Here is a 17,815-nt window from a genome sequence, read left to right on the forward strand (position 1 = left end):
TTTAAAGAGTGCTGACCTTAAAAGGTTGCTCTTTTTTTTTAACGTGACAAGGTACAAACAGGATAATGACATGTTTCACAATGTTGACAGAGTCCGCCATGTCCCAGAGCGCTTATTTCTCTTTTGGTTGGTTTCTCTCCCACCATCAGTCTTTGCAAGACTAAGTCAAGCACAGTGATCTTATGATACATAGCACAGGCAGGAACACCAACCATCGGTATTTTTTCTGTGTAGGCCAGCATCAGCATCGCCCCCGGTAACACCGGCGCACCGTAAGTAATTATTTCTGTAGAAGCATTAGCAATAGCCTTTGGTGTCACATCATCCGCATCCACCGACATGCCACCGGCCAATAAGATTAACTGCGCACCGTTCTCTACCAGCTGCTTGATTTTCAATTCAATCTCTTCTTCTTCATCCGGTGCAAATACAGGATCCATTGCTTCCGAACCCATCTGACGAACTTTTTCCACTAACACCTGGCTGAATCGGTCTTCTATCAACCCTGTGTAAACCTCGGTGCCAGTAACCAAAATACCTACTTTTAACTTCTGCAATTTTTTCAGTTGTAGCAAAGGTTCCTGCCCACGACACAGGGCTTCTACCGCTTCTATTTCTTCCTTTTTGATTTTAAGTGGAATAATCCTGGTTCCTGCCACCATTTTATTTTCTTCCACCACCGTATGGTGACGAATGGTTGCCATCATGATTCGCTCCCGATTATTAACTTCTTCCAGTAAATCCGTATTAATTTTAAGCAGTCCCCTTTTTTTTGCTAAAATGCTGATTTTACCTTCCGAAGGACCTTCTAAAGTGAAGTCTTCCGAAACAGTTGCATTTGCAATCCTAATCGCCGCATCGTTTTCATGCAGTTCGTCCGATGCCATTTCTAACACCCATATGTGATTTTTGCCCATCTTTTTTAAGGCTTCAACATCTTCCTGCCGGAGAACCTGGCCTTTTTTAAAGGCGGCTCCCTTGAAAGCATTAGGGACAATTTTTGTAAGATCATGACCTAGCAACATTCCAACAGCTTCTTCCACTGCTATTTTCCTCATTTTCCGCACTCCTTTGAGTATTAGGTTTCTTCATTAATTTCTTTTGGGTATTCTTGATTCGCTATTTTTCAAAATATATTTCATTGTATGCCTTTTTATCTTTGCATGCAATATAATAAAATACTAAAATTCTTCCTGTCGCCTTCATTCTTTTGTTAGAAGCGCAAAACAGCAGGAATGGACAAGAGTCTCTTTTTTTCATTTGTTATGATCATCCCGTAGGAAGATAGAAAATATATCGCCAGGAGGAATTCTATGAAATGGATCTCAATAGGTACGGTAGTAGCAACCCCTGAAAGAGAAAAAGTTTCTGTTCAGCTATATTCCGGTTATGAAAAAGCACTGGACAAGCTTCATCTTTTTTCTCATTGCTTGCTTTTTCATCTGACAGAAGATCAAATCCAGATTTCTGTCACAGAGATAGTAAATGTATCCATGAAAAACCGAGAACTTCTTCTTGCCTTTCCTGAACAGAAAAGGCTCAAAACCACTAGCGAAAACCCTGTTTTTTCCGGACAATTGGTAGATATAAAACCGTATTTTCCAGCCGAAGAAGTTGTCCTGGATCCACCTGAAAACATCAAGGCTTTTTCTATTCATTCTCTTTCTTTTATTGGAGAATATAATCTGCAGGGTAATCAGCCAATAATCCAGCTTTATGAAAAGATGCTACCCCTTCCAAACACACTCATTTCCAACAATAGCTATGCAAGGGTACTTTGGTATTTTGACCGCTTTGATAGCCGTCATTACCGACGTATTCGTACCTGTACGCCGCCTTACAATAACGCTCCCAGAACTGGCATTTTTGCCAGCCGTTCACCGGTTCGCCCCAACCCTTTAGGGTCAACCATTGTAAAAATCCAGGATTGCCACTCTTCTAGTGGAACTATTAAAATTGAAGGTTTTGACGGTTTTCCAGGAACAAAAATTTTCCAAATAATAGCTTACGATCCTCTTATTGAAAGCATTCCAACAGCAAAGATTCCTCCATGGGTATCCCATTGGTCTTCTTTCAAGCGTTTTTCCAAACCGAAAGCTATTCCTTCTTTTTGTGAAGGCTCTGTTGAAAAAGAATTCTATCAAGAGCCTCTTGATCTGCAGCGTCCTGTTAAGCATCCTGACTTGGAAGAAACCCTCTCTGCCGATCAGGAGGAGGATCCAGATAAAATTCATGTTCACCATGCGTCTATTCACAACCTCAAAAGTGTGTCTGTATCCATTCCTAAAAATAGCATTACAGTGATCACAGGAGTCAGCGGAAGCGGAAAATCCAGCTTGGCTTTTGATACGCTTTACACAGAAAGTCAAAAGCAGTTTATGGATTTAACTTTTTCAAACCCTTTAACTGAAAATGCATTATTAGATATTTCTGTTGATAAAATCAGCGGCTTGCTACCTTCCATCGCCATCAAACAACAATCTTTTCATTCCAACCCAAGATCTACCGTCGGAACACTGACTAAAGTCGCTGACTTATTAAAGTTGATATTCACTGTTATTGGCGAAAGAAAATGTCCGGTTTGTCATCAAAAGATTGATGCTAGCCATGTATGTAGTAAATGTGGTGAAATATTGTTTGACAGCACGCCTCAGATCTTCAATTATAATCATCCAGATTACATGTGTCCTGTCTGTAAAGGCTTAGGAGTCCAAAGGCAGGTGGATCAATCTAAAATCGTTGAGTATCCTGAAAAATCACTGTTGGATGGTGCATCTTCTTTTTATGGAAACCTTAGAAAACACAGAAAAAAACCAAATGCTAACTGGATTCGGGGAGAAATACTTGCCTTAGCAGAAGATTTGAAGGAAGATTTATCTTTACCTTTTCATCAGCTGTCCTCCTCATTTAAACAGCAGTTTTTTCATGGTTCGAAAGGACGTGAAGTCCGCTTGGCTTACGAGACAGCTAAAGGAACATCCGGTATTATCAGCAGACCAGTAGAAGGAGCTCTTTCAATTATTCAACGTTTATCTTCAGATTCCAGAACTTCTAAAGGTCACAACTCTCTTAAAAAATATATGTCCTCGTCCCTGTGTTGTCATTGTCAGGGAGAAAGATTATTGGAAGAAGCCAGATTAATCAATATCCATGGCTACAGATATCCTCAGATAGTGACACTTTCTATTACTGAACTGCAAAACTGGTGCCATGGCATTTACGGAAAACTTACTAAACAACAGCAGCAAAAAACCAGCACTTTATTCCGAAAACTAAATCATCGCTTAAACCGGATGCATTCTGTAGGTTTAGGGTACCTTTCCCTCAATAGAAATTTGCCAAGTTTATCCGGTGGAGAAGCACAACGACTAAAGTTAGCGATTCAGTTAGGCACTGGTCTGTCCGGTATTTTATATATTTTGGACGAACCTTCTAAAGGTTTGCATCCTAAAGATTACCAGTTTCTTTTGAAGGGCATTACAGCGCTGAAGGAAACGGGTAACACCGTTATTGTCGTAGAGCACAAACAATGTTTTCTTTCTATTGCCGACATGCACTTAAGAATGGGGCCAAAGGCTGGTCGTTACGGCGGTGAATTAGTGTTGGTTCAACACCGTCAGGAAATAAAAGCCTCCCTGTCAGAAGACCATTGGCATCCTCAAAGGAACCAACTTTCTCTTGCCGATCGTTTTCCTGAGACTTGCTTTTTCAAAGATTCTACCAAAAAAAACCCGCCTTTTATTCACTTAAAAAAGGTATCCACCAATAACTTGAAAGGTATCGATGTAGCTTTTCCTATAGGTATGATCAGTGCTGTGATCGGTGTTAGTGGTTCTGGAAAAAGCAGCCTCGTTACCAAAACGCTTTACCCTTATCTTCTGAAGACTTTGGGAAAAAGTGTGGATACCACTGGGACTTTCGAAGAAATCACTGGCCTGGAAACCATTCAGAAGGTTTTTTATGTTCATCAACATCCCATAGGCAATCACTCCCGTTCAAACCCCGGAACATATATCGGTGTCTTTGATTTAATCAGAAATTACTACGCCGCTACCGATGCTGCAAAAAAACAGGGTTTTACTAAGGATTACTTTAGTTTCAATTCCAAAAAAGGCCAGTGTCCGGATTGTCTTGGTCTGGGAGAAATTCCTATCGATAACCACTATATGGAAGGCGTTTATATCCCTTGTTCACTATGTCAGGGGAAAAGATATACTACGGAAGTATTGGAAATCAAAGTGAAGCAATTATCCATCGGAGATATTCTCGACATGGAAATTCATGATCTAATGGATTTTTTTCAGGATGAACAGGAAATTTTTCACCTTATTTCCATGTTGCACAAAGTTGGTTTAGGATATCTTAAACTAGGCCAAAAAGCTTCCAGTTTATCCGGTGGAGAATCTCAACGATTAAAACTGGCAAAAGAATTATCTAAAAAACACAATTACCATTCCCTTTATATTTTAGACGAGCCAACTACAGGCCTTTCAAATGAAGATGTCAACAAGGTGCTTCTTCTTCTAAAAGAACTACAGGCAAAAGGAGCCACTATCATCATCATTGAGCATCATCCTCATATTCTCTCCGAATGTGACTATATCATCGAACTTGGTCCCGGAGGTGGCCATCAGGGAGGCCGTCTCCTTCAATGTGGATTTCCGGAGCCACCGGCTGACTAACTTTTTTTATAAATAGAAACTCCTTCTCTTTTTTAGTGGCACTATTTATCCAATACGTGATCCCTAGGCTCCCATCACCGGATATGTTATGATACAGTCAGTATGAGAAGGAGTTCTTGCCATGAAAAATAAAACAATCCATTATATAGAACAAATCAATAGGGTTCAGGATTACATCGAAAGCCGGTTAGATACCCCTCTTACTTTAAGAGAATTATCACAGATAGCCAATTTTTCTGAATACCATTTTCAGAGAATTTACCATACTGTGACCGGCGAAGCTTTATATGGATTCATCAAAAGAATCCGATTGGAAAAAGCAGCTTATATGCTTCTGGCTGATCCTAAAAGACCTGTCATTGATATTGCTATGAATGTTGGATTTTCCAGTCAGTCTTCTTTTTCAAAAGCCTTCAAGCGTAAATATGGTGTCAGCAGTAGTTGCTATCGAAGAGCTTATCGATATCCAAAACCATCTGGTGTTTTCCAAAGAACACTTCAAAGCACTAGCCAAAACCCGGTTCTCCCCCTTGATATCATCCTCCGGGAAGAAGCTCCGCTTCAACTTATCTACACGAGATATACCGGACCCTACCATAGCAACAGCAACCTTTTCACTGGCTTATTCAAAAAACTCTATCAATGGGCGGATCAGCAGCATTTGATCACAGAAGAAAGCCGATGGTTTGTCCTTTATCATGATTACGGATACGAAACTGATGAGGAATCCCTTCGAATCAGCGTCTGTATGTCCGTAAACCGTCCTGTTTCCATCCAAAAAAATATCGGAATAATGACCCTCGAAAAAGCGTCCTATGCCGTCGGTCGTTTTCTGGTATCCCCAACAGAGTATAGTAATGCATGGAACTACATGTATGCTGTTTGGCTTCCTAATAGTGGCTGTCAACTGGCTGATACATATTCTTTTGAACATTACCCTCCAATTCCGATGCAAGACTCCAGACGCTTTGTAGAAATCTATATTCCTATCCTAAGGTAGTCCTTCTTTTTCTTAACCAAAATAAACACCCGCCCAAAGCAACAACTTTCAGACGGGTGCAAATCAATCACTATTTAATTAGTCAACCAAAGATGCTTCACTGGTTTCATCGCTTCCAAACCGATCAAAAACAATAAACATAATCGCCATAATGACATAACCAGCGGCAAACTTATAATCGTAGAAAAGCGTGAGTTCCGGAGCATGCATAAATCCAGTGGCGGCCAAAGCAGCAGCCACCAAAGAAGCAATCGCCGCTTTTGGATAATCGTCGTCAATAATATAGACGACAATAGCTCCCCAAATCAGCCCTGAAAACATAGCGCCCTGACCTAATGGAACAATTCCACTAGAAATACCGGCTACGGTTTCACCAGCCGCATTATTAAACCGAGTCATGACATAGTTCCCAAAATAAGGGAACATGGCAATCACTACAGCCGGAAAATGACGCTGAGGCACAGCTGCAAAGGTCTGAGCCACCATAGAGATGCCAACAAACACAAGAATCGGTGCAATCACAGGTACAGGAATAATTTCAGAAATCGCCGCTACAATACCAAACAATGAAGCTAGTAAGAATACTCCCCCATTAATCACTGAATAGCCCCGACCGGCGTTCATCCATTTAGATCCTACAGAGGCAATGTAAACCGTCGTTGGAAATACGCCGCCAAAAAGACTTCCCAACATAATACCACAACCATCCACTAACATACATTCCCGTGCACTATAATCATCACCGGCTGAAGCCATCGCCTCTACATTGTTCATGGTTTCAATAAAATTGTAAATAGAAATCGGTAATAATACGGCAATTAACCCTACCATAGGCCCCATCAAGTATTGGAAGCCTTCAATAAATCCAAGGGTCGGCAAGAATGGATAAACACCGACCGTATCCATCCCTTCAGCAATCCGACTCATCTCTACTTCGCCTAAACTATACGCCAACACCGTACCAATAATAATTGCAAATAAAGACGCTGGTAACCGAAAAGGCATGGCTTTTCTGGCAATTAACCCTACAATAATAATTGCTAATACAATAAATCCAATCATTGGCATTTCATGAACATTAAAAAACAACTCACCGCCAATAAAAGTAAAAGCTACGCCTGCCAAAGCTCCCAGCATCGAAGCTCGAGGCAGTGTTTTACGCACCCAGTTACCAATAAAACTTCCCGCTACTTCTACCAGTCCACCAAAGAAGCATGCGGCCAGGCCGATTCTCCAAGCAATTTCCGGATCACCGGTAAAGGCTAAGGCTGGTCCCATAACGCCAAATAAATAAACAAACATAACCGGCGTACTAATCCCATAAGATAAAGCGGTTACATCGGTTCTTCCTTCTTTTTGCGCCAATCGATTCGCCATATATGCATAGTAAACGTTTCCAAACAAAACCGATACAGCAGCTCCCGGTATTACCCGCCCATATACAATACTGGTAGGGTAACCCATTCCAATCAGTGCTACAGCGATCAATACGAAATTAGCCAGATTGTTTTGGAACAAAGCAAAGAAACCATCAATATCTTCCTTCTTAAACCATGGGTAATTCACTTGCTGTTTTGTCATTTTTCTTACCTCCTCTTAGTAATCATGTTGACCTTCGTTCTCCTTCTACTGTTTTTCGCTGTAGCGTACAAAAGCCCTTTATAACTCTTATACAAATAATAAGCTTTATTTGTTAATTTGTTAACACTTTTTTAGCTATTTCCCTTTTTTTATCAGGAAGCAATGTACAGACAATTGTCAATTGAATGATTTTGCCATTTTTCTAAAATATGTAAAAATTTACCAAAATTCCTCCCCTGCTTAGCATTTCCTGTTCTTTCTTTTTAATAATGCTAAATAAAAAAGGATTTTTCATCTATACGTCGAAAATAGAAAACAGCGGAAAAGATAATCGACAGATCCGGAGGCTCAAGGAGGAAGATGGATGATACGTCAAAATGGTATTACCCTGGAAGAAGTCATGAAAATGGATTGCATGAAAAAGTGTCACATCATCGCAGGACATCGTGGCGTTTTTAATACGGTTTCCAAAGTGAATATTATGGCTGACCCCGATGCCTTGGAATGGGTGAATGAATGTGAGTTTTTGTTAACCACTGCTTACTATTTCAAACAGGAAAGCTTGGAAAAGCAAAAAGAATTGGTACGCCGTTCTGCTCAAAGGGGACTCTCTGCCTTGGGCGTTAAAATCCGGCCTTATTTAGAAGAACTTCCGCTGGAAGTTTTAGAAACAGCCAATGAACTAGATTTTCCGATTGTAGAACTCGACGATTCTCTGCCTTTTTCAGATATTATGACACCTATTTTTCAGGAAGTCTTTAACAAGCAAACTTCCTTACTGCAGCGAATCGAAAAAATTCATGAGCAATTAATGAACGTCATGTTGCGAGGTGGCGATATTGAGCAAATCCTCCAAATTGTTGCCGACCATCTTCAGAACCCGGTGATGCTTCATATTGAAGGAAAAAACATCTGGCGACAAGGTGGCGGAAAAATCGATGACCAGCTATGGCAAGCTTTACCTGAAAACGCAAAACAATTTCTGGAACATGCGGAAAAGCGAAAGGATCAAGGACAATTCCTTGAAGATCAGGTTACCTTAGTCCAAAAAAGGATTCGGAGAATGACAATGCCGATAGTCGTCAAAAACAGAGTTTCTGGCTTTTTAATGGCCTGGGCCATCAAAACGCCTCTGGGTGGTTTTGATTTGTCTGTACTGGAATCAGCCACTACCACTATTGCACTGGAAGTGTTAAGGCAAATGTCTATCCGGGATGTGGAAAACCGATATCGTGTAGAATTTTTTGAGGATTTAATCTCAATGGATTCTCACCGTAAAGAAAAAGCACTGGAAAAAGCTGCCTTATTCCACTTAACACCGACAGATTCTTTTATGGTTCTTGTCATTCATGGCGAAGAAAAATCCACAGAAATGTCTGGTGATTTATTTGATAAAATTAACTGGATTCATTACGAAACAGAAAAATATCTGCGGGAAACAACCGTAAAATCTTTAATGATTTTTAAGACAGACAGCCTATATGTTATTCTGTCCTCTCCTTTGGAAAAGGAACTACAGCGATTAGCGCTGGCCTATGGAAAAGAAATTTTGTCTCGTCAACCAAAAAAACAAGCCCACCTTAATTTCCGGGTAGGCATCGGTAGATGTTATATTGGTTTGGAGCAGGTGGATCAAAGCTATGAAGATGCGATAAAAGCGTTACAACACGGACCTCTTATCGATGAACCACAAACAGCTTATTTTGAAGACCTGGGGATTTACAAAATCTTATGCCATCCTTGCTTAGAAAAAGAATTGAATCGATTTTACGAAAAAACTTTAGCTCCTTTGGTAGCTTACGACGAAAAAAAATCTTCCGAACTCCTCAAAACCCTGGAAGCTTATTATCAGCAGGGAGGAAACCTTCGTAAAACCGCTCAAAGTCTCTACACCCACTATAATACAACCCTTTATCGAATGGAAAACATTCAAAAGATAACGGGAATGGATTTAACCAATCATAAAGACCGTTTAAATCTGGAAGTCGCCTTAAAAGTCAAAAAATTACTTAACCGGTAGCCAAAGTTTTTTTAAGCTTTCAGCACCGCCATTCTTCCTCCGAAAGCCGAAAGTATCTCACCTTAGCATGAGAACCATTAAACAGAATAAAACCTCCAAAAGCATTTAAGGCTTCTGGAGGTTTTTGCTTATTGATGCCTCCACTCCTTATTCTTCGATTAGGGCTACGGCACGAATCGGCGAACCGGAGCCATCTCGGATTCGAAGGGGAAGACCCATGTATAAAAACCGTCGGTTCACTACCAAATGCAAATTGCATAGATTTTCTGTATTGGTAATATCGTATTCTCCACAGATAAGATGCCCTGAAAAATCGGTATCCTCCGGATGATCAATCGCTGGTGCATCGACGCCTATGTTCACGACACCTTGCTCTGCCAACCATTTTGCTCCTTCATAACTAAGACCGCTGTAGGTAGTTTGCCAGTGTTCCGTATTAAAATAGCGATCAAAATGCCCTGTATACATCAAAACAATATCTCCAGCTTGTATGGATTGGCCGGATTTTTTTACAGCTTGGCGAAGTTCTGTCGGGCCAATTCGTTGTTGAGGTGTTATATGGGTTAAATCAATGCAGATAGCACTCCCCCAAAAATGGGTCAATGGCATTTTGTCAATGGTAGCACCACTAGGCTTGTACTCCCATACGGCATCAGAATGAGTCCCTCCATGCTCGCTAATTAATAAATTCCGTGCTGAAAAGCCTAAGGTGTTACTCCCTGTTTTCTGCTGATTTTCTTCATGAGTCATGTTGGTCATAATAAAGGTCGGCTGATGCATGGGAAACACCGACATTCCTTCAAATATTTCCTGGGATAGATCAATGAGTCTTAGGGCCATAATAAATCCTCCTTCTCCTCCACTCTTCGAATGATAACCTAATCTGCTAATTGTCGCATTTTTCTGTCGTCAATTGTCTAACAGTATATAGAAAAAAAATTCCTTTGACAAGGTAAGATCCACAGAGTTATGAATGCTACACAAAACCCTTGTCATTTATCCTTATTAAAAATAGAAAACTTTGTTACTTAACAATGAAAGAATTTTTCAGAATCAACGGAAAAGTAAGATATAATAGAAGGCAAGGAATACGATTTCATGAACAACATTTCGGATTGAAGGCGTTGTTCGAACAACCGTTAAAGATCTAGTGACTAATATGAAGGAGGCGTATGGAATGTCGACAGAAAAACAATATGTATTAGCCGTACCAAATTTCAGCGAGGGACGGCGAAAGGATGTTATCGAAGCAGTTGCCGCACCATTGAAAGATCGTGAAGGAGTAACATTAGTCAGTGTGGAACCAGAACATGATTTTAATCGAAGTGTTATTACCCTCATCGGAGAACCAGAGCCCTTAAAAAAAGCTTTATTAGAAATGGCTGGAAAAAGTTATGAATTAATCAACATGGAAGAACAACAGGGAAGCCATCCTAGGATTGGTGCTCAAGATACGATTCCTTTATTTCCATTTAAGAATATCAGTTTAGAAGAATGTACCGAATTAGCCGAATCAATAGGAAAAGAATTGTATAACCGTTATGAAGTTCCTGTCTTTTTTTCCGGAAACAATGCCCGTAATGAAGATCGCAAAGCTCTCTCTTTTATCCGAAAAGGCCAGTATGAAGGGCTGAAGGAAGTAGCCCATACTGATGAGCGAAAACCTGATATCGGTCCAGCCGCTCTTCATCCGACAGCAGGGGCTACCATTGTCAGTGCTGATACAGAAGGATTGACGGCTTATAACGTCTTCTTGGCCACCGAAGATGTTTCCATTGCAAAAACAATCGCCAAAGGCGTACGTGGCCCTAGCGGTGGTTTTTCAACCGTTCGTGCCGTAGGTATTAAGTTCCCGGATCATTCCGGAGTGGTGGTTTCCATGAACATGTTTGATTGCAGCGCTACTCCTTTGTATCGAGCTTTTAATTTTGTGAAACAGGAAGCGGCTCGTTACGGAATTGCTGTAACAGGTTCCGAACTGGTAGGCCCGATCAAACTGGATCACGTCCTTAACTGCTTTGAATATTCTTTAGGACTGGAAGGGTTTAATAAGGAACAAATTTTAGAAACCCATTTAATGAAATAGGTATCCACGTATATCCGAAAGTTACTCAAATGATGTAGAATGAATAGGAGGGAATTGTAAAATGAAAGTAGATGTAGTGGTAACCAATGCACGAATTCCTCAGGGCGATGACACAGTATTAACCAACATTCTGGTAAAAGACGAAAAAATTGCTGGTTTTGTATCCGAACTAGACGGTGTAACCTACGATCGTGAAATTGATGCAAAAGGTCATTTAACCTTACCTGGTTGCTTTGACTCTCATACCCACTTTATGGATCCAGGTTTTGAACACCGGGAGAACTTTTTAACAGGCACTTCTTCTGCGGCCGCCGGTGGTTTAACAACAATTATGGATATGCCTTGCTGCTCCAAGCCTTCCGTTCGAAGCATTCCCGAACTGGAAAGTAAACTAAACCGGATCAAAGACAAAGCCATCATTGATTTTGCTTTCTGGGGCGGCGTAACTGGTGAAGATATCCGTAATGGCGACTATCACGTAGTGCAGGAACAGGCTGATTATGGAGTTTGCGCCTTTAAGGTTTATATGACACCTTCCGTTCCTACCTACGAGCGAGTAACCGATCCGGAAATGTTAGAAGCTTTTCGTCTGGTAGCAAAAACCGGGCTAGTCGTAGGAATTCATGCTGAAAACTTTGCTATGTGCGACTTTTATGTTAAAAAGTTCCAAGCAGAAGGACGTACCGATGGTCCCGCTTGGGCTGAAGCAAGATTAGAACTGGCTGAAAAAGCAGCTATCCAACTAGGAATCAGCTTTGCAGAGGAAACTGGTGCCCGGTTACACATTGTTCATATGAGTACAGGAATTGGAGCAAAATTAGTAGGCGCTGCAAAACAAAAGGGACTAGACGTTACTTCAGAAGCTTGCCCCCACTACTTGATGCTTAACTATCAAGATTCCATGACAGAGCATCGCCAATTTGCTAAAATTGCACCTCCCTTGCGAACCAAAAAAGACAATGAAGAATTGTGGGAAGGTCTTCAAAATGGAAGCGTTGACTTTATGGGTACCGACCATGCACCTTATGAGATTGAAACAGAAAAAGAAGGCATCGTCGATGGTGTTGCCCTTGATATCTGGAACTCTTTCCCAGGGATTCCCGGTGTCGAAACCTTGGTGCCTATTATGGTTAGCGAAGGCTATCTGAAAGGCCGCCTAAGCCTCAGCCGACTGGTAGAAGTATTAAGTACTAATGCAGCCAAACAATATGGTATTTATCCTAAAAAAGGTGCCCTACACATTGGCTCCGATGCTGATTTTACCATTATCGATTTGGAAAAAGAATGGACCATTGATCAGAAAGAAACTTATTCCATGGCAAAATACAACCCATTGCACGGCATTAAGCTAAAAGGCAAGCCTTATAAGACAGTAGTTCGAGGAAATACAGTTTATGAAGATGGTAAAGGCATTGTTGGAAAACCAGGATATGGACAATTTGTTAAGCGACAAAATAACCAGAAACTATCCCGAACCATTCATTTTACCGGAAATGATTTCAGACCATAAGAAGCTATATCTCTTATAGCTTCCCATCGAAAGATCTGTGTAAGAGAAAACAAAGGAGGAAGAAAAATGCCAAGACATGCTATTTTAGTTATTGATATGTTAAATGATTTTGTCGGAGAAAAAGCACCTCTCCGATGCCCCGGTGGCGATGATATTATCGAACCTTTACAGAAGCTGTTTGAGTGGGTCAGGAATCGTCAGGATGACGATGTTCATCTGGTTCATATTCAGGAAGCGCATCGAAAACACGATGCCGATTTTCGCGTAAGACCTGTTCATGCCGTAGATGGAACCTGGGGTTCTGACTTTATACCAGCTCTTTATCCAGAAGGAGATGAGTATATCGTAAAGAAAAGACGTCATAGCGGATTTGCTCATACGGATTTAGATCTTTACCTAAAAGAAGAAAATATCGATACGGTTGTGGTGACAGGTGTCTGGACAAATGTTTGCGTTCGAAGTACCGCTACAGATGCTTTAGCCAACGCCTACAAAGTTATCACCCTTAGCGATGGTTGTGCTTCTAAGACAGATGCAATGCATGAACATGGTTTGGTAGATCTTAGTATTTTCACTAAAGTAATGTCTATTGACGAATACATTGATGCCTGGAACAAGGGAGAAGATCCTTGGATCGGTGGAGGCGACGCTGAAAATAAGGTGGAGTAGCCATGAAAATTATTGTTGGAATTTCAGGAGGTAGCGGTGCCATTTATGGAGTGGCACTGCTGCAAGCCTTAAAACAACTGGGAGTAGAAACCCATTTAGTCGTTTCAAAAATGGGAGAATATGTATTACAGCATGAATGTGGCATGAACCTGCAGGAACTGGAAGCTATGGCTACCGTCCGTTACGAAGCAACAGATCTGGCCGCCAATATTTCCAGCGGCTCCTTCAAAACTGACGGGATGGTGATTGTCCCCTGTTCCATGAGAAGTTTAGCCGCTGTTGCTAATGGTATCTCCGATAATCTTCTGACCAGAGCTGCCGATGTTGTATTGAAAGAACAGCGGAAACTGGTTATGGTCGCACGAGAAACACCTCTTAGTGTTATTCATCTGGAAAACATGTTAAAATTAGCTAGAATGGGTGCTGTGATTATGCCGGCAGCTCCAGGCTTTTATCATCAACCGGAAACCTTGGAAGATATCGTTGCCATCATGGTTGGAAGAACTTTGGATCAGCTGGGAATAGATCATCAGCTAGTCCAGCGATGGGGCGATAAATAAATCCTTCCGATATCACGGAGAAAGGAGGAGGTGGATGGAAAAGCAAATGCTTCGTGCTACTTTAGACGCTTTTCGTCAACGAAATGAGCTGAAAGTATGCCGCCAAGAAGTAAATTTAACTTATGAATTGGGTGCTGTACTAAAGCACTATCGTAATGAGGTTCCTATCCTTTTTGAAAAGGTGAAAGGCCATCGGATGCCGGTTGCCGGTGCTCTTTTCGGCGAAAGGCAAGCTTATTATGATATGATGAAGATGACCCCAGAAAACCGGCTATTTAAAATGATGGCTGCCGTTGCTAGCCCTCAACCGGTCAAGCACGTAACCCAGGCTCCTGTAAAAGAAGAAATTATTACCACTGGCATTCATCTGGAAAAGATGTTTCCTATCCCAAAGTTTCATGAACAGGATTCTTCTACTTACATTACCTCTGGTATTGTTGCCTTAAAAGATCCAAGCACAGGCAAAACCCATCTTTCCGTACGAAGACTTCAAGTAAATGGAGCACGGGAAGTTAGTGTATTGGTTGCTTCGCCTTTAGCAAGACAGCAATATGCCCAGTTAGAAGCTCAGAACAAACCTTTGGAAATAGCGATTATCCTCGGATATGACCATAGCTTGCTACTAGCTTCACAAATCAGCAGTGAGCTATATGGAGTTGATAAATATGAGGTGGACAGCGCTTTAAGAGGTGAAGCACTGGAACTGGTTTCCTGCCATCAAATCGATTTGTCGGTTCCGGCCCATGCTGAAATTGTGCTAGAAGGCGTTATGCCTCCCAGAAAACGAAAGCCAGAAGGACCCTTCGGGGAACTTATGGGATATTATGGCGGTGTCGGCAACCATCCTGTAGCCGAGATTAAAACGGTGCTTCAACGAAAAAACCCTATCTTTCAAACCGCTTTCCCTTGCCGGGAAGAACATCTTTCCAATGGCCTTATACGAGAAATGGAGCTGTACCAGGCTGTAAACAATGTAGCGAAGGTTACTGATGTCAATGTTACTGTAGCTGGTGGTTGCCGTTTCCATGCGGTGGTGTCTCTGCAGGAGCCAAACCCCGGTGATGCTAAGTCAGCTATTCTTGCCGCTTTAGGATGCAATAAAGACTTAAAACAGGTGGTCATTGTAGATGAAGATATTAATATCTATGATCCAGAGGATGTAGAATTAGCCATTGCCACCCGCTTCCAGGCTTCCAGAGATCTGGTTGTCATTCCAGAAGCAGTGGGGTCCGGTTTGGATCCTTCCAACGGAATCCGAGGCGTCAGTGATAAAATGGGAATCGATGCTACAGCCCCTTCTGGCGAAATGCGGCAAAAGTTTCACCGAGCCATTATTCCCGGTTATGAAACCCTGGATATCAAGCGTTATTTCCCAGAAGAAAAGTAAGATAAGGATGGAGATGGTATAAATGCAAGCCTTAGGCTTTGTAGAAACCAGAAGTTTAGTAGCCGCATTAAAAGCGGCGGACGCCATGGCAAAAGCCGCTGATGTAAGGGTCGCCGATTTTAATCGGGTTGGTTCAGGAATTGTAGCCGTCATTGTTGAAGGTGAAGTGGCTGCCGTGAAAGCGGCTGTCGAACATGGCAAAGCAGAAGCTGAAAAAATTGCTGAAATTATTTCATGGAATGTCTTAGCCCGACCACATGATGATGTGGCAAACCTGATGGAGCAGGAGGAATAGATCATGGCAAACCCATTAATCAAGCAAGTTTTACGTAATATTGCTGAAAAAGCTGGGCACGAAGTGGCTTCTGATCCAAAGCAACCCCATCCCTCCCCCACAGGTCAAGAATCAGAGCTGAGATTAGAACCACAACAGAAAATAGCTCTTTCCGAGCTGATACAAAAACATCAAAAAACAACCAGTCATCACCAACAACCAGCAACCCATCAATCAAAAAACGCCTCGCAGGAAGGAATGCTATCTCTTTCAGACTTGGCTACTAAAAGGAGGAACCGGTCATGAGTGGAGCTCTTGGTATGATTGAAGCAATCGGACTGACCTCTGCCATGACAGCTGTTGATGCTGCTTGCAAAGCAGCTGATATTCAGATGGTCGGCCATGAAAAAGTCATTGGTGCCGGTGCCGCGATTACTATCACCGTTTATTTTACCGGTGAAGTAGCGGCTGTGCAATCAGGGGTTGACGCCGGTGTAAAAGCGGCCGAAGTATCCGGTCGTGTTCTGTCACATCGTGTGATTCCACGCCCCGATGAAGACGTTATGAAAAAGCTTATTGCTGTTAAGAAAGAAACTAAAAAAACAAGGTTGAAGGATCCAAAGGGTCCGGAAAAGGAGGCAAAGTCATGAGTCAAGCATTAGGATTAGTAGAAACAAAAGGATTAGTAGGTGCGATTGAGGCTGGAGATGCCATGGTAAAAGCCGCTAGTGTTACGATTGAAGGCTTCGAAAAAATTGGATTTGGTCTTGTAACGGTTATGGTGCGAGGCGATGTAGGAGCCGTAAAAGCTGCAACCGACGCTGGTGCTGAAGCCGCCCGTGCTGTAGGCGAGCTTCATTCTGTACATGTTATTCCAAGACCTCATTCCGAAGTAGAACGTGCCATCCTTAAGAAGAGCGAATAGTTTCTCCCTAAGCGGCAAATCGCTGAACCAGGAGGGATCTAAATGAATCAACGAAGCCAGACCCACAGAATACTAAGCCATTTATCTGGCGGAATCGGTGGTTTGCATCATCCTAAAACGACGATTCCAAAGCCTTCCTACCAGGATAAACCCCAGTTATCCAGCCGTGTTTTAGTTGCCTTTACAGCCAATCCACAGCCAGCAACTAAAACACAGCAAATACTGGATTCCTGGAAAAAAGAAGGCTGTCGTTTCGATGTTGCTTTTTCTTCCAACGCTGAAGCCTTAAGCAATACAAAGGAAATCCTTAAAAAAATCAAGCCAGTCCGAACATTATCCCGCAATATTACAGAATTGAAAGACTATCCAATGGATGATTTATCGGCGGTTCTGTCACTTAATATGACCCATAACACGGCTAGCAAACTGACCCTCGGCATACAAGACGGACTGATCCCCATTCTGCTTTGGCATGCTCTTTGGAAGGGCATCCCTGTCTACATGGACTTTTCCGCACTAAAGTCGTACCATGGTGAACCTACCGTCAATCCAATGTTAGCTCAAATGACAGAAGACACCATTCAAAAATTGAAAAAAATGGGCATTGCAGCACTGGAAACTTATCCGAAAAAACAAGAAAACCGGATACTCATTCCGGGAAAACCAACGGATTCTAAGGTGCTTACAGAAAAAGACATTCTAGCAGTAGCACCGGGAACTACCATCGAAATACCAGCTAAAACCATTGTTACCGCTTTAGCAAAAGACACAGCGAAAGCAAGATCTATTAACGTGCTGCGAGTCAATGAAGCGCAGGTAAGGAGTGAATAACATGCGGATTGGAAAAGTGATTGGCACCATTACCGCCACTAGAAAAGACGAGCGACTTACCGGCAGCAAGTTGCTTTTGACCCAGCCCATAAAATCCGACGGCAAGCCATCCGGCGAAGCGTTAGTAGCCGTCGATACCGTAGGCGCTGGTATTGGCGAAACCGTTCTTTTCGCAACAGGAGCTGCATCACGACATGCTGCCAACCAGCCACAGTCACCGATTGATGCCGCCATTGTAGGCATTGTAGACACCATCGATCTGGCGACTAAAAATCGCTAGAAAGGAGGAA

General features: G+C 42.1%; 17 protein-coding genes. 14 read left to right on the forward strand and 3 right to left on the reverse strand.

The features are described 5' to 3' along the window. Window positions 1-38: 38 nt before the first annotated feature. Window positions 39-1,058: a molybdopterin-binding protein gene (locus BLV55_RS11660; RefSeq protein WP_093314631.1), complete on the reverse strand. Its 1,020-nt coding sequence runs from the start codon at window positions 1,056-1,058 to the stop codon at window positions 39-41. A 255-nt stretch (window positions 1,059-1,313) separates the two neighbouring features. On the opposite strand from BLV55_RS11660, the gene BLV55_RS11665 reads away from it, so the two are divergent. Both BLV55_RS11665 and BLV55_RS11670 read left to right on the forward strand, forming a co-directional pair. Continuing rightward, on the forward strand, window positions 1,314-4,682 hold the full coding sequence (locus tag BLV55_RS11665) for a TrmO family methyltransferase domain-containing protein (RefSeq protein ID WP_093314633.1): 3,369 nt from the start codon (window positions 1,314-1,316) through the stop codon (window positions 4,680-4,682). A gap of 121 nt (window positions 4,683-4,803) precedes the next feature. Then, window positions 4,804-5,682 (forward strand): AraC family transcriptional regulator, encoded by an 879-nt coding sequence (locus tag BLV55_RS11670; protein WP_093314635.1) that lies wholly within the window; start codon window positions 4,804-4,806, stop codon window positions 5,680-5,682. A gap of 78 nt (window positions 5,683-5,760) precedes the next feature. On the opposite strand, the gene BLV55_RS11675 is transcribed toward BLV55_RS11670, so the two are convergent. Next, window positions 5,761-7,263, reverse strand: a complete 1,503-nt coding sequence (locus tag BLV55_RS11675; RefSeq protein WP_093314637.1) for a uracil permease — start codon at window positions 7,261-7,263, stop codon at window positions 5,761-5,763. A gap of 364 nt (window positions 7,264-7,627) precedes the next feature. On the opposite strand from BLV55_RS11675, the gene BLV55_RS11680 reads away from it, so the two are divergent. After that, window positions 7,628-9,283, forward strand: coding sequence for a PucR family transcriptional regulator (locus BLV55_RS11680; RefSeq protein WP_093314639.1), 1,656 nt, complete (start codon window positions 7,628-7,630; stop codon window positions 9,281-9,283). A gap of 147 nt (window positions 9,284-9,430) precedes the next feature. Here BLV55_RS11680 and BLV55_RS11685 read toward each other — a convergent pair whose 3' ends face one another. After that, on the reverse strand, window positions 9,431-10,123 hold the full coding sequence (locus BLV55_RS11685) for a cyclase family protein (RefSeq protein WP_093314641.1): 693 nt from the start codon (window positions 10,121-10,123) through the stop codon (window positions 9,431-9,433). 337 nt (window positions 10,124-10,460) lie between these two features. On the opposite strand from BLV55_RS11685, the gene ftcD reads away from it, so the two are divergent. The 11 genes from ftcD to BLV55_RS11740 all read left to right on the forward strand — a co-directional run bounded on the left by ftcD (window position 10,461) and on the right by BLV55_RS11740 (window position 17,805). Continuing rightward, window positions 10,461-11,369, forward strand: coding sequence for a glutamate formimidoyltransferase (ftcD, locus tag BLV55_RS11690; RefSeq protein ID WP_093314643.1), 909 nt, complete (start codon window positions 10,461-10,463; stop codon window positions 11,367-11,369). Window positions 11,370-11,430: 61 nt separating this feature from the next. Next, on the forward strand, window positions 11,431-12,879 hold the full coding sequence (locus tag BLV55_RS11695) for a dihydroorotase (RefSeq protein ID WP_093314645.1): 1,449 nt from the start codon (window positions 11,431-11,433) through the stop codon (window positions 12,877-12,879). Window positions 12,880-12,945: 66 nt separating this feature from the next. After that, complete coding sequence (locus tag BLV55_RS11700; protein ID WP_093314647.1) at window positions 12,946-13,548, forward strand: cysteine hydrolase family protein; 603 nt, start codon at window positions 12,946-12,948, stop codon at window positions 13,546-13,548. Window positions 13,549-13,550: 2 nt separating this feature from the next. Further along, entirely contained in the window at window positions 13,551-14,108 is a 558-nt protein-coding gene (locus BLV55_RS11705) for a UbiX family flavin prenyltransferase (RefSeq protein ID WP_093314649.1), read from the forward strand. A gap of 34 nt (window positions 14,109-14,142) precedes the next feature. After that, window positions 14,143-15,495, forward strand: a complete 1,353-nt coding sequence (locus BLV55_RS11710; RefSeq protein ID WP_093314651.1) for a UbiD family decarboxylase — start codon at window positions 14,143-14,145, stop codon at window positions 15,493-15,495. Between the two features lie 22 nt (window positions 15,496-15,517). Beyond that, window positions 15,518-15,790, forward strand: coding sequence for a BMC domain-containing protein (locus BLV55_RS11715; protein ID WP_093314653.1), 273 nt, complete (start codon window positions 15,518-15,520; stop codon window positions 15,788-15,790). 3 nt (window positions 15,791-15,793) lie between these two features. Further along, on the forward strand, window positions 15,794-16,075 hold the full coding sequence (locus tag BLV55_RS11720) for a hypothetical protein (protein ID WP_093314655.1): 282 nt from the start codon (window positions 15,794-15,796) through the stop codon (window positions 16,073-16,075). Further along, complete coding sequence (locus BLV55_RS11725; RefSeq protein ID WP_093314657.1) at window positions 16,072-16,419, forward strand: BMC domain-containing protein; 348 nt, start codon at window positions 16,072-16,074, stop codon at window positions 16,417-16,419. Before BLV55_RS11720 ends, BLV55_RS11725 begins: the two co-directional genes overlap by 4 nt. Next, window positions 16,416-16,694 (forward strand): BMC domain-containing protein, encoded by a 279-nt coding sequence (locus BLV55_RS11730; RefSeq protein ID WP_093314659.1) that lies wholly within the window; start codon window positions 16,416-16,418, stop codon window positions 16,692-16,694. The genes BLV55_RS11725 and BLV55_RS11730 overlap by 4 nt, the downstream gene beginning before the upstream one ends. A 42-nt stretch (window positions 16,695-16,736) precedes the next feature. Continuing rightward, a complete protein-coding gene (locus tag BLV55_RS11735) occupies window positions 16,737-17,525 on the forward strand; it encodes a hypothetical protein (protein WP_093314661.1) in 789 nt (262 codons plus the stop codon). Window position 17,526: 1 nt separating this feature from the next. Continuing rightward, on the forward strand, window positions 17,527-17,805 hold the full coding sequence (locus BLV55_RS11740; RefSeq protein ID WP_093314663.1) for a EutN/CcmL family microcompartment protein: 279 nt from the start codon (window positions 17,527-17,529) through the stop codon (window positions 17,803-17,805). Window positions 17,806-17,815: the final 10 nt, after the last annotated feature.

This window comes from Tindallia californiensis (assembly GCF_900107405.1).
Classification (GTDB): Bacteria; Bacillota; Clostridia; order Peptostreptococcales; family Tindalliaceae; genus Tindallia; species Tindallia californiensis.

What these genes read in the sequence shown, in the direction of transcription:
- BLV55_RS11665 (WP_093314633.1), top strand. Translation starts at nt 1,314, where the DNA reads ATGAAATGGATCTCAATAGGTACGGTAGTAGCAACCCCTGAAAGAGAA.
- BLV55_RS11695 (WP_093314645.1), top strand. Translation starts at nt 11,431, where the DNA reads ATGAAAGTAGATGTAGTGGTAACCAATGCACGAATTCCTCAGGGCGAT.
- BLV55_RS11720 (WP_093314655.1), top strand. Translation starts at nt 15,794, where the DNA reads ATGGCAAACCCATTAATCAAGCAAGTTTTACGTAATATTGCTGAAAAA.
- ftcD (WP_093314643.1), top strand. Translation starts at nt 10,461, where the DNA reads ATGTCGACAGAAAAACAATATGTATTAGCCGTACCAAATTTCAGCGAG.
- BLV55_RS11670 (WP_093314635.1), top strand. Translation starts at nt 4,804, where the DNA reads ATGAAAAATAAAACAATCCATTATATAGAACAAATCAATAGGGTTCAG.
- BLV55_RS11700 (WP_093314647.1), top strand. Translation starts at nt 12,946, where the DNA reads ATGCCAAGACATGCTATTTTAGTTATTGATATGTTAAATGATTTTGTC.
- BLV55_RS11740 (WP_093314663.1), top strand. Translation starts at nt 17,527, where the DNA reads ATGCGGATTGGAAAAGTGATTGGCACCATTACCGCCACTAGAAAAGAC.
- BLV55_RS11710 (WP_093314651.1), top strand. Translation starts at nt 14,143, where the DNA reads ATGGAAAAGCAAATGCTTCGTGCTACTTTAGACGCTTTTCGTCAACGA.
- BLV55_RS11660 (WP_093314631.1), bottom strand. Translation starts at nt 1,058, where the DNA reads ATGAGGAAAATAGCAGTGGAAGAAGCTGTTGGAATGTTGCTAGGTCAT.
- BLV55_RS11725 (WP_093314657.1), top strand. Translation starts at nt 16,072, where the DNA reads ATGAGTGGAGCTCTTGGTATGATTGAAGCAATCGGACTGACCTCTGCC.
- BLV55_RS11675 (WP_093314637.1), bottom strand. Translation starts at nt 7,263, where the DNA reads ATGACAAAACAGCAAGTGAATTACCCATGGTTTAAGAAGGAAGATATT.
- BLV55_RS11705 (WP_093314649.1), top strand. Translation starts at nt 13,551, where the DNA reads ATGAAAATTATTGTTGGAATTTCAGGAGGTAGCGGTGCCATTTATGGA.
- BLV55_RS11685 (WP_093314641.1), bottom strand. Translation starts at nt 10,123, where the DNA reads ATGGCCCTAAGACTCATTGATCTATCCCAGGAAATATTTGAAGGAATG.
- BLV55_RS11715 (WP_093314653.1), top strand. Translation starts at nt 15,518, where the DNA reads ATGCAAGCCTTAGGCTTTGTAGAAACCAGAAGTTTAGTAGCCGCATTA.
- BLV55_RS11735 (WP_093314661.1), top strand. Translation starts at nt 16,737, where the DNA reads ATGAATCAACGAAGCCAGACCCACAGAATACTAAGCCATTTATCTGGC.
- BLV55_RS11680 (WP_093314639.1), top strand. Translation starts at nt 7,628, where the DNA reads ATGATACGTCAAAATGGTATTACCCTGGAAGAAGTCATGAAAATGGAT.
- BLV55_RS11730 (WP_093314659.1), top strand. Translation starts at nt 16,416, where the DNA reads ATGAGTCAAGCATTAGGATTAGTAGAAACAAAAGGATTAGTAGGTGCG.